The organism is Nonomuraea sp. NPDC050022 (assembly GCF_044460705.1).
Classification (GTDB): Bacteria; Actinomycetota; Actinomycetes; order Streptosporangiales; family Streptosporangiaceae; genus Nonomuraea.
Genome location: NZ_JBITKE010000002.1, coordinates 365,630 through 378,539, shown reverse-complemented (window position 1 = coordinate 378,539; position 12,910 = coordinate 365,630). Strand labels below are relative to the sequence as shown.

12 protein-coding genes and 1 riboswitch are annotated in these 12,910 nt (G+C 70.5%); of the genes, 4 read left to right on the top strand and 8 right to left on the bottom strand.

What is annotated here, in order from left to right:
* Positions 1-14 precede the first annotated feature (14 nt).
* Positions 15-1,379, bottom strand: coding sequence for a dihydrolipoyl dehydrogenase (lpdA, locus tag ACIBO2_RS08255; RefSeq protein ID WP_397295980.1), 1,365 nt, complete (start codon positions 1,377-1,379; stop codon positions 15-17).
* Positions 1,380-1,430: 51 nt separating this feature from the next.
* Positions 1,431-2,912 (bottom strand): leucyl aminopeptidase, encoded by a 1,482-nt coding sequence (locus ACIBO2_RS08250; RefSeq protein ID WP_358538673.1) that lies wholly within the window; start codon positions 2,910-2,912, stop codon positions 1,431-1,433.
* A 105-nt stretch (positions 2,913-3,017) separates the two neighbouring features.
* On the opposite strand from ACIBO2_RS08250, the gene ACIBO2_RS08245 reads away from it, so the two are divergent.
* Entirely contained in the window at positions 3,018-3,365 is a 348-nt protein-coding gene (locus tag ACIBO2_RS08245) for a GntR family transcriptional regulator (RefSeq protein ID WP_357944901.1), read from the top strand.
* A complete protein-coding gene (locus tag ACIBO2_RS08240; protein WP_358538670.1) occupies positions 3,362-4,339 on the top strand; it encodes a hypothetical protein in 978 nt (325 codons plus the stop codon). Before ACIBO2_RS08245 ends, ACIBO2_RS08240 begins: the two co-directional genes overlap by 4 nt.
* Before the next feature lie 68 nt (positions 4,340-4,407).
* On the opposite strand, the gene ACIBO2_RS08235 is transcribed toward ACIBO2_RS08240, so the two are convergent.
* Positions 4,408-5,202: an adenosylcobinamide-GDP ribazoletransferase gene (locus ACIBO2_RS08235; RefSeq protein ID WP_358538667.1), complete on the bottom strand. Its 795-nt coding sequence runs from the start codon at positions 5,200-5,202 to the stop codon at positions 4,408-4,410.
* Positions 5,203-5,463: 261 nt separating this feature from the next.
* Between ACIBO2_RS08235 and ACIBO2_RS08230 the strand changes: the two genes are divergently transcribed.
* The gene (locus ACIBO2_RS08230; RefSeq protein ID WP_358538665.1) at positions 5,464-6,264 is read left to right on the top strand and encodes an ATP-binding cassette domain-containing protein; all 801 of its coding nucleotides are present in this window, start codon (positions 5,464-5,466) and stop codon (positions 6,262-6,264) included.
* A gap of 122 nt (positions 6,265-6,386) precedes the next feature.
* Here ACIBO2_RS08230 and ACIBO2_RS08225 read toward each other — a convergent pair whose 3' ends face one another.
* Positions 6,387-7,409 carry a bifunctional adenosylcobinamide kinase/adenosylcobinamide-phosphate guanylyltransferase gene (locus ACIBO2_RS08225; RefSeq protein WP_397295979.1) on the bottom strand — a complete coding sequence of 341 codons (1,023 nt, stop codon included), beginning with the start codon at positions 7,407-7,409 and terminating at the stop codon, positions 6,387-6,389.
* A 333-nt stretch (positions 7,410-7,742) separates the two neighbouring features.
* Entirely contained in the window at positions 7,743-8,492 is a 750-nt protein-coding gene (locus ACIBO2_RS08220; protein ID WP_397295978.1) for a hypothetical protein, read from the bottom strand.
* A gap of 68 nt (positions 8,493-8,560) precedes the next feature.
* On the opposite strand from ACIBO2_RS08220, the gene ACIBO2_RS08215 reads away from it, so the two are divergent.
* On the top strand, positions 8,561-8,767 hold the full coding sequence (locus ACIBO2_RS08215; protein WP_214637851.1) for a hypothetical protein: 207 nt from the start codon (positions 8,561-8,563) through the stop codon (positions 8,765-8,767).
* Positions 8,768-8,779: 12 nt separating this feature from the next.
* On the opposite strand, the gene ACIBO2_RS08210 is transcribed toward ACIBO2_RS08215, so the two are convergent.
* The 3 genes from ACIBO2_RS08210 to ACIBO2_RS08200 all read right to left on the bottom strand — a co-directional run bounded on the left by ACIBO2_RS08210 (position 8,780) and on the right by ACIBO2_RS08200 (position 12,039).
* Positions 8,780-10,009, bottom strand: coding sequence for an RNA-guided endonuclease InsQ/TnpB family protein (locus ACIBO2_RS08210; RefSeq protein ID WP_397295976.1), 1,230 nt, complete (start codon positions 10,007-10,009; stop codon positions 8,780-8,782).
* A 156-nt stretch (positions 10,010-10,165) separates the two neighbouring features.
* Positions 10,166-11,167: an aldo/keto reductase family protein gene (locus ACIBO2_RS08205; protein WP_358538654.1), complete on the bottom strand. Its 1,002-nt coding sequence runs from the start codon at positions 11,165-11,167 to the stop codon at positions 10,166-10,168.
* Positions 11,168-11,592: 425 nt separating this feature from the next.
* Entirely contained in the window at positions 11,593-12,039 is a 447-nt protein-coding gene (locus ACIBO2_RS08200; protein WP_397295974.1) for a hypothetical protein, read from the bottom strand.
* A 641-nt stretch (positions 12,040-12,680) separates the two neighbouring features.
* Positions 12,681-12,776: riboswitch (TPP riboswitch) on the top strand.
* Positions 12,777-12,910 lie beyond the last annotated feature (134 nt).

Sequence of the window (12,910 nt, the reverse complement as noted above, 5' to 3'; positions counted from 1 at the left end):
TTCGAGGGCTTGAATTAGTTGTGTACGTGCAACGGCTTGCCGGCCAGGGCCAGCATCGCCTCACCGACGGCCTCGGACTGGGTCGGGTGGGCGTGGATGAGCTGGGCGACCTCCGCGGGCAGCGCCTCCCAGTTGTAGATCAGCTGACCCTCGGTCACGAGCTCGCCGATGCGGCGGCCCACCATGTGAACGCCCACGACGGGGCCGTCCTTCTGGGCGATGACCTTGACGGCACCCGCGGTGCCGAGGATCTGGCTCTTGGGGTTGCCCGCGAGGTCGTAGACCTGTTCGACGATCTCGATGCCGCGCTCGGTGGCCTGCGCGGACGTGATGCCCACCGAGGCGACCTCGGGGTCGGAGTAGGTGATGCGCGGCACACCCGCGTAGTCGATGGCGGGCGGGTTGAGCCCGGCGATGTGCTCGGCCACCATGATGCCCTCGGCGAACCCGGCGTGGGCCAGCTGGAGGGTCGGGATCAGGTCGCCGATGGCGTAGACGCCGGGGATCGAGGTCTGGCAGTGCTCGTCGACCACGACCGCGCCGCGCTCGACCCTGATGCCCTGCTCCTCGAAGCCCATCCCGGCCGAGACAGCGCCGCGGCCGACCGCGACCAGCAGCAGCTCGGCGTCGAGGGTCTTGCCGTTGGCGAGGGTGACGACCACACCGGTGTCGGTGGTCTTGACGCCCTCGAAGAAGACGCCCAGCTCGTACTTGATGCCGCGGCGGCGGAAGGCGCGCTCCAGCAGCTTGGAGCTCGACTCCTCCTCGGTCGGCAGCAGGTGGGGCAGCGCCTCGACGATCGTGACCTCGGCGCCGAAGGAGCGGTAGACGCTGGCCAGCTCGACGCCGATGACGCCGCCGCCCAGCACGATCACCGAGGAGGGCACGCGGTCCATCTTCAGCGTGTGCTCGCTGGTGATGACGCGCTCGCCGTCGATGTCCAGGCCGGGCAGCGACTTGGGCGCGGAGCCGGTGGCCAGGACGATGTCGCGGCCCTCATAGACCTCGGAGCCCACCTGGATCCGGTGCGATCCGACCAGCCGGCCCTCGCCTTCGACGATCGTCACGCCGGCGCCCTTGAGCAGGCCCTGCACGCCCTTCCAGGCGCGGGTGACGATCTTGTCCTTGAACGCGTGGACGGCCGGCACGTCGATGCCGTCGAACCGGGCCTTGACGCCGAACGTCTCGCTCTCGCGGGTCTCGTCGGCGACCTCGGCCGAGTGCAGCAGGGCCTTGGTGGGGATGCATCCCCTGTGCAGGCAGGTGCCGCCGATCTTGTCCTTCTCGATCAGGGCGACCGTCTTGCCCAGCTCAGCCGCCCGTAGCGCGCAGGCGTATCCGCCGCTGCCGCCTCCCAGGACGACGATGTCGTAGGCCACAGTCAGGCTCCTTGTCGGGGTGTTCGTGATGCCGTCATCTTTTCATTTGTTTCAGATGCTCGCGTGCCGCTCGGCCAGTCCGATGAGCGTGCGGGTGATGGCCCCGGTGCCGCCCTTCGGCGTGTAGCCGTGCGGCTCGCCCTTGTTGAACGCGGGTCCGGCCATGTCGATGTGCGCCCAGCGCACCCCGTCGGGCACGAACTCCTTCAGGAAGATGCCCGCGGCCAGCATGCTGCCCCAGCGTTCGGGCTGGAGGTTGGCGATGTCGGCGATCGGGGAGTCGAGGCCCTTGCGCAGCTCCTCCGGCAGCGGCATGCCCCAGGCGCCCTCGCCCGCGGCGCCCGCGACCTCGACGACCAGCTCACGCACGGCGTCGTCGTTGGCCATGACGCCGGCCGTGCGCCAGCCGAGTGCGACGATCTGCGCGCCGGTGAGGGTGGCCACGTCGACGATCAGGTCGGGGGAGTCCTCGGCGGCGCGAGCGATGCCGTCCATGAGGACCAGGCGGCCTTCGGCGTCGGTGTCGAGCACCTCGACGGTCTTGCCGCTGTAGCTGTGGATGACGTCGGAGGGGCGCTGCGCGGTGCCGCTGGGCAGGTTCTCGGCCAGGCAGAGGTAGCCGACGACGTTGACCTTCGGGGCCAGGCGGGCGACGCCGATCAGGGCGCCCAGAACCGCGCCCGCGCCGCCCATGTCGGATTTCATCCAGTCCATGGAGGCGGACGGCTTGAGCGACAGGCCGCCGGAGTCGAACGTGATGCCCTTGCCCACGTACGCCAGCGTCTTGGTGGCCTCGGGGTGGGTGTAGGAGAGGCGGACCAGGCGCGGCGGGTTGGCCGAGCCCTGGCCGACGCCGATGAGGCCGCCGTAGCCGCCGTCCTTGAGCTGCTTCTCGTCGAGCACCTCGACGCTCAGCCCGGCCTCGCCGCCGCGCTGCTCGGCGATCTCGGCGAACTTGGCCGGCCACAGGTCGGAGGGCGGTGTGTTGACCAGGTCGCGGACGAGCGTGACCGACTCGGCGAGCACGGAGGCGCGACCGGCGATCCCGTCGGATCCATCCGCTTCGTTCGCCGACAGTACGGTGAGGTCGCCCACGGGCGCCTTCACCTCGCCGTTGGTGCGGTAGCGGGAGAACCCGTAGGCGCCCAGCAGCGCGCCCAGCGCCACGGCCTCGGCCTGGTCGGCCGATTCGGCGGGCAGGAGGAGCGCGGCGCGGGCGGTGCCGGCGAGGGACCGTACGGCGGCTCCCGCGGCGCGGCGTAGCGTCTCGGCGTCGGCGGAGTCGCCGAGACCGACCGCGACCAGCAGCGGAGCGGTGATGGCGCCGAACACGGGCACCTTGGCGAGCTCTCCGGGCTTGCCGGAGAAGCCGACGGCGGTGAGCGTGGCGGCGAGTCTGCCGCCGAAGGCCGCGTCGAGGGACTCGGCGTCCGTGGCGGGGCGAGGGCCTTCCGGGCCGGACCGGAACCCGACGATCAGCGCGTCGGTGTCGAAAGAGACTGGATCTGCTGAGTTCAGCCGCACAGTGGTCACGTAAACCGATGCTATCCAGGGTTTAGAGGTACTCACAAACAGGGGTTCATCCTACCATTCGCCGTCGCGCGCACATGACGACTTGGTGCTAGTGTCATTAGCACCATGTTGCTGACTCTGGACCTCAACGACGCGCGTCCCCTGCACGAGCAGGTGGCCGGCGCGATCCGCCGTGCCATCGGCGAGGGCTCGTACGCGCCGGGTGACCGGCTGCCACCCGCCCGCGACCTGGCCGAGGCGCTCGGCATCAACCCCAACACGGTGCTGCGCGCCCTGCGTGACCTGCGTGACGAGGGGCTGCTGGAGTTCCGGCGGGGGCGCGGCGTCAGCGTCGCGGGCCGCGCCGACGGGCGGGCACTGCTCCTGCAGCGGGCCCGCGAACTGCTGGAAGAGGCCACGAGGCTCGGCTACCGCCGCGAAGACCTCATCACGATGCTGGAGGAGCTGCCATGAACTCGCGATTCGCCGCCGCCGCTTGGGGGCTGATCGTCGCCGCCGCGCTGGTCGCGGCCCCGCTCGCCCTGCGCGGCCGGCTGCCCGACCCGCTGGCCGTGCACTGGAGATCGGGTCTCGTGCCCGATGGCGAGCACTCGTTCACTGCCTTCCTGGTCGTGAGCGTCGTGACCTGGGGCGTGGCCTGGGCGGTGCTGTTCGGGGTCGCGGTGAACGGGAAGGCGATGGAGCGCAGGCTCAGCCGGATGTACTGGTGGGGGTCCCTGGCCGGCATGGGGGTGTTCGCGCTCGGCATGAGCGGCGCGACGCTGCTCGCCAACCTCGACGTGCCCACCTGGCGGGAGGCGGACCTGGAAGGCCGCACCGTGCTGGTCGTCATCGGCGCCGCGCTCGCCGCCGCGCTCCTGGCCGGTTACCTCGGCAGGGGCGGCCTCGACCAGCGCCCGCCCGTGGGTGAGGAGCCGCCCCGGTTGCGGCTCCAGCCGGGACAGCGCTCGGTATGGGTCAGCCGCATCACCAACTCCTGGCTGACCGCCATGAGCATGGCCGCGGCCGTCGCCCTGGCCGTGGCCGGCGTGCTGGCGATCACCGGAGTCCTGGCGGGCCTGCCTGCCGGGGGTACGGTGCCCGGGCTGGGCATCGTCCTGTTCGCCGGACTGCTCACCTCGTCGCTCACCGCCCGGGTCACCCGGGACGGGCTGGCGATCGGGTTCGGGCCGCTGGGCTGGCCGGTGCGGCGGATCCGGCTGTCGAAGATCGACAAGGCGTGGTCCGAGTCGCGGTATCCGAGCCAGGTCGGGGGCTGGGGCCTGCGCGGGCTGCCGGGCAGCGCCACCATCATGCTGCGGGGCGGCGAATGCCTGATCATCCGCTACCGCTCCGGCGGGCAGCTGGCCGTGAGCATCGACGACGCCGAGCGCGGCGCGGCCCTGATCAACGCCTTCATCGCGGAGCGGCCCGCCGTACAGGCGTGACGCTCTCAAGGGGTACGACCGAGCATGGCGCAGATCGTGAGCGCGGTGGCCGTGAAGGGCGGCGTCGGTCAGCCGAGCACGGCGCAGACCGTGAGCGTGGTGGCCGTGGCCGTCTCGACGAGGGCCCCCAGCACGTCGCCCGTGACCCCGCCCAGGCGCCGCCTGGCATGGCGGAGCAGGAGCAAGGCCGCCGCGAGCCCGGCGGCCACGCCAAGGGGAAGGATGTACACCATCCCTTGTCCCGCCACCAGGCCGAGGCCCGCTGCCGCCGCCAGCGCGAGGGCGGTGGCCGCCCAGGCGGCGCCCGGCCGGACCGTGCCCGCGACCAGCGCGCCGAGCCCGTCGGGGCGGGCGGCGGGAACGCTCGACCGGCAGGCCCAGGTGAGCGCCAACCGGCCGGTGACGCAGGCGGCCACCAGGGCGGGCGGCCCGAGCCCGGAAAGAGCGGTCGCCAGGGATGTGGACCCGAGCCCGGTCAGGGCGGGCGGTTCGAGCCCGGAAAGGGCGGTCACCTGGATGAGCAGCGTCAGCACCAGGGTGATCACGCCGAACGGCCCAATATCCGACTTTTTCATGATGTCGAGCGCCTGAGGGGCGGGCTTCCCGCTGCCCAGCCCGTCCGCGAGATCGGCCAGGCCGTCCAGATGCAGCCCCCGCGTCAGTACGGCCAGCACCCCGACCGCGAGCGCCGCACCCAGCAACGGCGGCCCCGGGAGCAGCAACGGCAGACAGGCCACGGCGCCCAGCACCAGCCCGACGGCCGGAGCCAGCACCATCGCCCGCCCCGCCACCTGGCGATCGACCAGTGTCACCCGGACCGGGAACACACTCAGCGTCCCGACCGAGAACCGCACCCCGTCCATCACGCTCTCCCTACGGTCGCCGACACGCCCACGGACCGGCCAAGAAGCCGCACACCCTCCCTATGGTGTCGGCGCGTCCACGGACCGGGGTCAAGTAGACGCACGTCACGGCGCCCAGCCCGGTGAACCGGAGGAGCGTGCCCCTGGACAGACCTCAGCCGCAGATGGCGGGTGGGGCTCACCGGGCCGGCCGTAAAAATAGCAATAACCCCCACCCATCGGACGCTGAGGGAGTCCGGGGGCGGCCACTAGGGTGGCCGGATGCACGTTGTTGAACTCGAAGGCGTAAGCGTCCGGGTCGCCGGCAAGTCGCTGCTGAGTGCGGTCGACTGGCGAGTGGAGTACGGCGAGCACTGGGCCGTGCTCGGGCCCAACGGTGCCGGCAAGACGACGCTGCTCTCGCTGGCCGCGGCCGTACGGCACCCGACGGAGGGCACGGTCAGCGTCCTCGGCCACCGGCTCGGCCGGGCCGACGTACGCTCGCTGCGGCGCCACATCGGCCTGGTGGCCTCCAGCCAGCGGCTGATCGACGAGGAACTCCTGGAGGAGGAAGGCGCCACCGCCCTCACCGTGGTGCTCACCGGCCACACGGGCACGAGCGCCCCGCTCTGGGACAGGTACGGCGACGCCGAGCGGGACCGCGCACTGCGCCTGCTGGGGGACGTGGGCTGCAAGGACCTGTCCGAGCGCCTGTTCCGGGTGTGCTCCCAGGGTGAGCGGGCCAGGATCAGGGTGGCCAGGTCGCTCATGGCCGACCCGGCGGTGCTGCTGCTCGACGAGCCGTTCGCCGGCCTCGACCTGCCGGCCCGCGAGGACCTCATCGAGGCGGTGGAGGACCTGGCGACGACCAGGCCGGTGCTCACCACGGTGACGGTGACCCACCGCCTGGAGGAGGTACCCGCCACGACGACGCACGCCATGCTCATGCGCGACGCGCGCGTCCTGGCGTCGGGGCCGGTCGCGGACGTCCTCACGCCCGCGAACCTGTCCGACTGTTTCGGCCGCTCCCTGCACGTCGACCGCATGGAGGGTCGCTGGTACGCCCGAGCGATCCGCCACTAGACCGGTGGTGTGCCAGGGCGGTCTGCGGCCGTACGCCGAAGCGGTCGGCCGCTGGGCCCGGTCGTACGCCAGAGCGCTTCGCCGCCCGGCCCGACCGCACTCCGACGTCGCGTATCCCGGTGTCACAGACGCACTGGGCGGCCGGCGATCACCAGAGCGACATATTCGGACTCGTCGGCGAGGCGCTCGTTGAGTCGCCCCAGCTCGTCCCTGAACGCGCGCCCGCTGGCCGTGGCGGGCACCACGCCCATGCCCACCTCGTCCGACACGGCCACGATCCGCTGGGTCGTCCCCCGCCACGCCGCCACCAGCTCATCGCAGCGCGCGGTCACCGGCGCCCGATCGCCGTCCCAGGCACCGCACTCGTCGAACACCGCCGCCAGCCACGTGCCCAGCCCGTCGACCAGCAGCGGCGTCGTCGCCGCGCGGATAGTCCCCGCCAGGTCGGTGGTCTCCACCGTCACCCAGTGCGTGGGCCTGCGCTCGCGGTGGGCCCGTACCCGCGCCGCCCACTCACCGTCGCCTTCGCCGCGCGAGCCGGTGGCGACATAGGTGACGTACGGGTCGGCGGCCAGTCGTAGCTCAGCCTCCGCCGACTTGCCCGAACGGGAACCGCCCAGCAGCAGGGTTCTCCTCGGCTGTGCTGGAGCCCGTGAAGCCGGTGGGACGGCGAGCGCGGTGTCGAGCGTCGTCCCGTCCGGCACGGCTCGCACCCCCCACAAGGCGAGCCGCCGCGACAATTCCTCTTCGGACCTGACCCGGTGGTCCATCCCGACGGCCACCACCTGGGTGCTGTCGGCCACCAGTCCCGCCCGGCGCAGGAGCCCGATCCGCTCGGGCCGGACGAGCGGATCGACCAGCACGATGTCGTACGGGCCGGCCGGGGCCGTTGTCGGCTCCGGGGCTGCCGTCGCCTCTGAGGGCGCGTATAGCAGGCGCGTGCCATCGGGACCCTCCAGGCCGTGACCGTCGGCCAGGACCCGGTAACCGGGCGGCACGTCGTCGAACGGGAAGCGCGCCACACCGTCGACGACGAGCTCGAACGGTCGTCTGTGGCCGTAGGGGAGCCCGGCACATGAGGCGCACGGGCAACCCGGCTCCGGCCAGCCCGTGGGGCCCGCGGTACCGGCGAGATGGAGTTTCACCGGGCCGAGCGTACATAGGCTCCGGCATCGCGGCCCGCAACGGAGCTGCTGCTTTCGGCTGGCTGAGGTTCTTGTGGGTGGCCTGCGGCGGGACTGCCGATTTCGGCGGGCTGAGGTTCTTGGGGGGATGGTCTCCAACCGGACTGCCGGTTTCGGCGGGCTTGGGGCTCTTGGGTTGGAGGGTGGTCCGTACCGGAGTTGTCGGTTTCGGCGGGCTGGGGGCCTTGGGGTTGGGGAGCGACCCGAAGCGGAATTGCCGCTCTCAGCGCGTTAGGGCCTGGAGCCTGGCGTCGGGGGCGGGCGTGGGCGCGGGCATGGGGTGTCGGGTGTAGGTCAGCGGGAGGGGGTTCGGGGGTGGCGGCGGGTGGCCACGATGGCGCCGCCGCCGCCGCCGAGGAGGACGAGGGCGACCGCGCCGCCCAGGATCAGTGTGAGTGGCGGCCCGTGCGACGAGGCGCCGTCTGATGAGGCGTCAGTGGGTGAGACGGGGGTGCCCAGGTCGGTGCCGGCGGCGGCCCTGGCCGGGTAGGCGTTGATCGCCACCACGTCCCCCTGAGCGTTCACACGGGCCTTGGCGGCCGTGGCCAGTAGTCGGGCCGTGGAGGCGGTCTCCGCGCCCGTCACGCACTTCGTCAGCCCCTCCGCGGGCGGTTGCTCGCCGGGGAAGGCGTCAGACTCGGGGTCGCCGAAGTCCACCCTGACCACGACCCGCTTGCCGCCGGAGGCCGCGGCGTCCTTGCCGCACACCGTCTGGAACGACGGCAGGTCGCCCCCAGGCGGCCCCGTCGCGGTGCCGTCGGGCGAGGCGGAGAAGCGCCGGCCGATCATCGAGCCGTCCGGCGGAGCGTCCTTGGCGGAGCTTGCGAGCCAAGCGGTGTCGTCGCTCTGCCAGACGCTCCATAGGCGTACGGCGTTGGGGTCGGGCGCTCCGGGGACGGGGTCGTTGGGTCCGACGGAGAGTGTGGCGAGGGTGGGGAAGACCCAGAATGCGGCGAGGGCGGGAGGGGGCAGCGAGGAAGGCGGCCGCCGCGACGGCGACTCCCGCCGCCACACGATACGCGCGCGGCATCGATTGACCGCCAAGCTCGGGAGTAAGGTTCCAGTGCCGTCGGAGGGTGCGTCGGCGAACCCGCGGAAAAGGAGCGTATGGCATGACATGGCGGTGGCGTTATGAAAATGCAAATGGTGGTGAGGTAACGGATCGCCCTTTGCCGCGAGAAGTTTTTCCGAGCCAGGCGGACGCGGAGTCCTGGCTTGGCGAGAACTGGGGTGAACTGCTGGAATCCGGGGTCGAGCAGGTGGCGCTGCTCGACGAGGACCGGGTCGAATACACGGGATTGTCATTGCGTCCGGAGTGAAGCAAGGAGAAATCAACTACCGCCGGTTGAAGCTGGTGGTTTGCTCTCTCGGTCCCGTCTGGCTGAGGGAAGGCCGGTAGCGTGTGGCTGGTTGATGGCAGCCCAGCCCGCAGCGCCGCGTGTGGCGATGTTGCGGGCTGCGATGTGGTCGGCGTGCCCAGCGAGGCCACACCTGGTGCAGACGAACCGGCCCCGCGCCGGCCGGTTCGCCCTGGACACGTACCCGCATTCCGGACACGCCTGCGAGGTGTAGGCGGGGTCGACCAGGGCGAAGGCGATCCCGGCGCGGGCGGCCTTGTAGCGGGTGAAGGTGATCTGCTGGGCGAAGGCCCAGCTGTGCAGGGTGTGCCGCTGGAGCCGATGAGCCCTTACCCGAGCGCGGATGCCCTGAAGGTCCTCCAGGGCGATGCCGCGGCCGGTGTGTTCGGCTTCACGCACCACGTACTTCGAGATTTGGTGGTTGAGGTCGGTCATCATCCGGTGCTCACGCCCGGCAAGGCGGCGCAGCACCCGCCGCGCCGCAGAAGTTCCCTTCTTCTGCAGCCGTCGGCGTTGCCGGTGCCGCCGCTGTCGCAGGGTGCGGACGTGGCCGTTGCCGCTGACCGGTCCGGCCAGGGCGGGGCCGGGCAGCACCACGCCGTCGCAGGTGACCGCCAGGTTCGCCACCCCTTGATCCACCCCGACGAAGCCGCCGACCGGCTCACGCACCGCCGGTTGGGGCAGGGTGAGGGTGACCTGCAGCAGCCACACGCCGCGTCTGCAGATCAGGTCGGCCTCGCCGAGCGGCAGCGCGTCCACGGCTTTGAGGTCTTCTGGCCGGCCGGTGTAGGGGAGAGTGACGCGGCCGGTGGGGGTCCACAAAGATACGGTGCGGGCGTCCCGGTTGAAGCTCATCAGCCGGGCGTCGTAGGGGACGGCGCCGTGTGGGCGGAAGATGTGGGCGCGTTTCTTGCTGGCGCGCCGGTTGGCGTAGGCGCCGGCGACGCGGGCGATCGCCCGCACAGTCGCTTGCGCGCCCAGCCCGGCCATCTGCCCGCGCACCTCGTAGTAGGCCAGCCGATGCAACTCCAGCACGGTGAAGACGCGGTGCTGCCAGGCCAGCCGGGAGATGACGGTGGCCGCCTGATTGCACAACAGCACCGCCGCGGCCAGGGCGTCGGCCTCGGCCGGGGTGGGCGTGAGCCGTAGTTGCACGACGGTGGGCAGGCCGTGGCGTTTGGTGGTGGGGCGGCGGATCGCCATCGCGCACCTCCTGTCACAGCTTCCTCACTCACCGAACACATTACCGAACGTGACCGAGTCTTTCCACACTGTTTTCGAAAGGCGGGTAGTGCCACATTCAGATGAAAAACCCCTTGAGCGTCATTGTCGCTCAAGGGGCTTTTGCTGCCGGGGATGTTACGGGCGCTTCGGTGGGCTGGCCGTCTTGGCGGGATCGCGCTCGACCACCGGGCCGAGCACGGCGTCGATCCGCTCCAGTACGTCGGCGTCGAGCTTGACCCCGACCGCCTTGACGTTGTCGCGCACCTGCTCGGGGCGGGAGGCGCCGACGATGGCGCTGGAGACGTTCGGGTTCTGCAGGACCCAGGCGACCGCGAGCTGCGCCATGGTGAGGCCCAGGTCGGCGGCGATCGGCTGGAGTTCCTGTACGCGGGTGAGGACGTCGTCGTTCATGAAGCGGGCGATCATGTCGGCGCCGCCGGCCGTGTCGGTCGCCCTGGAGCCTGCCGGCGGGGCCTGGCCGGGCAGGTACTTGCCGGTCAGTACGCCCTGCGCGATGGGCGACCAGACGATCTGGCCGATGCCCTCACGCTCGCTGAGCGGTACGACCTCCGGCTCGATGACGCGCCAGAGCATCGAGTACTGGGGCTGGCTGGACACGATCCGGTCGAAGCCCATGTCGTCGGCGATCTTCAGCGCCTGGGCGATCTGGTCGGCCGTCCACTCGCTGACGCCGATGTAGAGGACCTTGCCCTGCCGTACGAGATCGTCGAAGGTCTTGAGCGTCTCCTCCAGCGGCGTCTCGAAGTCGAAGCGGTGCGCCTGGTACAGATCGACGTAGTCGGTCTGCAGACGCCGCAGCGACCCGTGGATGGATTCGGTGATGTGCTTGCGGGACAGGCCGCGGTCGTTCGGCCCGGGGCCCGTCGGCCAGTAGACCTTGGTGAAGATCTCCAGCGATTCCCTGCGTACGCCCTTCAGGGCCCGGCCGAGCACCGACTCGGCCTTGGTGCCGGCGTAGACATCGGCGGTGTCGAACGTCGTGATGCCCTCGTCGAGCGCCGCCTGCACGCACTGCTTGGCGGCGTCCTCCTCGACCTGGGAGCCATGGGTGAGCCAGTTGCCGTAGCTGATCTCGCTGACCTTGAGACCGCTGCGACCGAGGGTACGGAATTCCATAGATCCGACCTTAGGCCCGTCTCATGCGGTGATCTAAACCGGGATGGGGTGCGGTCTGCCCGCCGGGGCGCTCATCGACCGGGCGCGCTGACGGGGCTTGGCGGTCCTCGACGACTGCGCGGCTCGGCACCGCTCGTGGGCGGGGGCGGCCTGATACCACCAAGCTTGACCTCTCCAAGGATGGTCGGACGGACACGTTCGGCGGCACCGACCTGGACCAGGCCGAACGGATGCCGTTGGGCGAGCGCGAGCGGCGCGGCGGGCGGACGATCCATGGCCGTGCTGCCGGAGCCGCAAAGTCTGGTGGTTCGCGAGCCCCTGGCCAAGGGATCGTCCGGGTTGGCCGCGCCGCCGATGGACCAGGCACGTGCCCGGCCGATCGACCTGCTGGATCGGACGCCGGGTGTCATCCGGCGGCTCGCCGTCTATTGCTTGAGATCGTCCTTGGTGACGACGTCCGAGCACTTGAAGCCCGCTTTGTCGGCCGCGGCCTTGTCGGTCTGCCGGATGCTCTCCAGGTCGAGCGAGCCGTCGGCGTAGGCTCGCAGGTCCTTCTTGTTGCTGTACTTCACCAGGACGTCGGCCATGCACGACACGAACTTCGTCACGGCCGCCGGCTTGTACGGCAGCTCCTTTATCTCCCGCGATTTGCGCAGCTGATCCATGACGCCGGTTTTGACGCCGCTTTCACCGGCGGGGGCGGCTGTTTTTCCCGTCGCCTTCTGGTTCGTGTCCGCGGCTTCAGGAGCGGTGGTTCCCGTGGCGATGGTTTCGCCGCTGCCGCTGCCGCTGCCGCATGAGGTCAGCGTCAGAACCAAGAACGCCGCCGCCATTGCCGGGGCGAGAGTATAGCCGGTGCGTAAAATGCGCATGAAAATCCTCCTTGCTGTGAGCCGTGCGGCCACAGGGAGTCGATCCTAGTGATTCGGCGCATGCCGAGAAGAGGCGATGCGGGGACGTTTAGAGCCCGGTCGAATGATACAGGCCGACGCGCTTCCGGATTGCCCGACGGCCGATACTCGAGGCGACACGTCCAGACTTCTCAAATGAAACTCTTCCAGGCTTCTCAAATGAAACTCTGTACCAGGCGCGGCGCGCATTACGGTCGAGCCGGTCTAAGGCACCAAGAGAGAAACTCAGACCTGGTTCGGGTTCGGCGACGAGCTCAATCGTCCGCTCGGAATTCATCGAATTCTTCGAGGCGCTGGCGATTCCCGCTCGGCACGCGGCCGGAACGAAGGTGCTCGGGCCGTTGATCGACCGCGAGAATCCCCAACAGGTTCGTCTGGACGCGTGCCTTCGCCTCGCTGGGGAACGTGGCCGGATGAAGACCGCCTTCTCTTCGGCGTCGCTGTGGACCGACCATATGGAGGCGGCCTGCTCCTGGTGCGGCACGTACCGTACGTCCGGCCGGTCGATGCCCATCCCGAACGCGTACGTCACGATCGCGACGTCCGCCCCCTCGCGGGCCCATGGCGGACCGCCGTCCGCGACCATGACCTCTGTTACCCTGATCTGCGACGCGGGGTGCCCGGCAGGTCGGGCTGAGATCACACCCGTAGAACCTGATCTAGTTCGCACTAGCGAAGGGACGTCCGGGTGGCTCCCGTTTCCAAGATGCTTTCCGTCGTCGGCACCGACTCGAGCGCGGACGGTCAGGGATATCTGAACGGCGCGCCGCGGGCCGCGGGCGTTTCCAGGTCGGGGGAGACGGCCCCGTCCACCATTTCCACGCACTCTGGT

What these genes read in the sequence shown, in the direction of transcription:
- ACIBO2_RS08210 (WP_397295976.1), bottom strand. Translation starts at nt 10,009, where the DNA reads ATGGCGATCCGCCGCCCCACCACCAAACGCCACGGCCTGCCCACCGTC.
- ACIBO2_RS08235 (WP_358538667.1), bottom strand. Translation starts at nt 5,202, where the DNA reads ATGGACGGGGTGCGGTTCTCGGTCGGGACGCTGAGTGTGTTCCCGGTC.
- ACIBO2_RS08200 (WP_397295974.1), bottom strand. Translation starts at nt 12,039, where the DNA reads ATGCGCATTTTACGCACCGGCTATACTCTCGCCCCGGCAATGGCGGCG.
- ACIBO2_RS08245 (WP_357944901.1), top strand. Translation starts at nt 3,018, where the DNA reads ATGTTGCTGACTCTGGACCTCAACGACGCGCGTCCCCTGCACGAGCAG.
- ACIBO2_RS08205 (WP_358538654.1), bottom strand. Translation starts at nt 11,167, where the DNA reads ATGGAATTCCGTACCCTCGGTCGCAGCGGTCTCAAGGTCAGCGAGATC.
- ACIBO2_RS08230 (WP_358538665.1), top strand. Translation starts at nt 5,464, where the DNA reads ATGCACGTTGTTGAACTCGAAGGCGTAAGCGTCCGGGTCGCCGGCAAG.
- ACIBO2_RS08240 (WP_358538670.1), top strand. Translation starts at nt 3,362, where the DNA reads ATGAACTCGCGATTCGCCGCCGCCGCTTGGGGGCTGATCGTCGCCGCC.
- ACIBO2_RS08215 (WP_214637851.1), top strand. Translation starts at nt 8,561, where the DNA reads ATGACATGGCGGTGGCGTTATGAAAATGCAAATGGTGGTGAGGTAACG.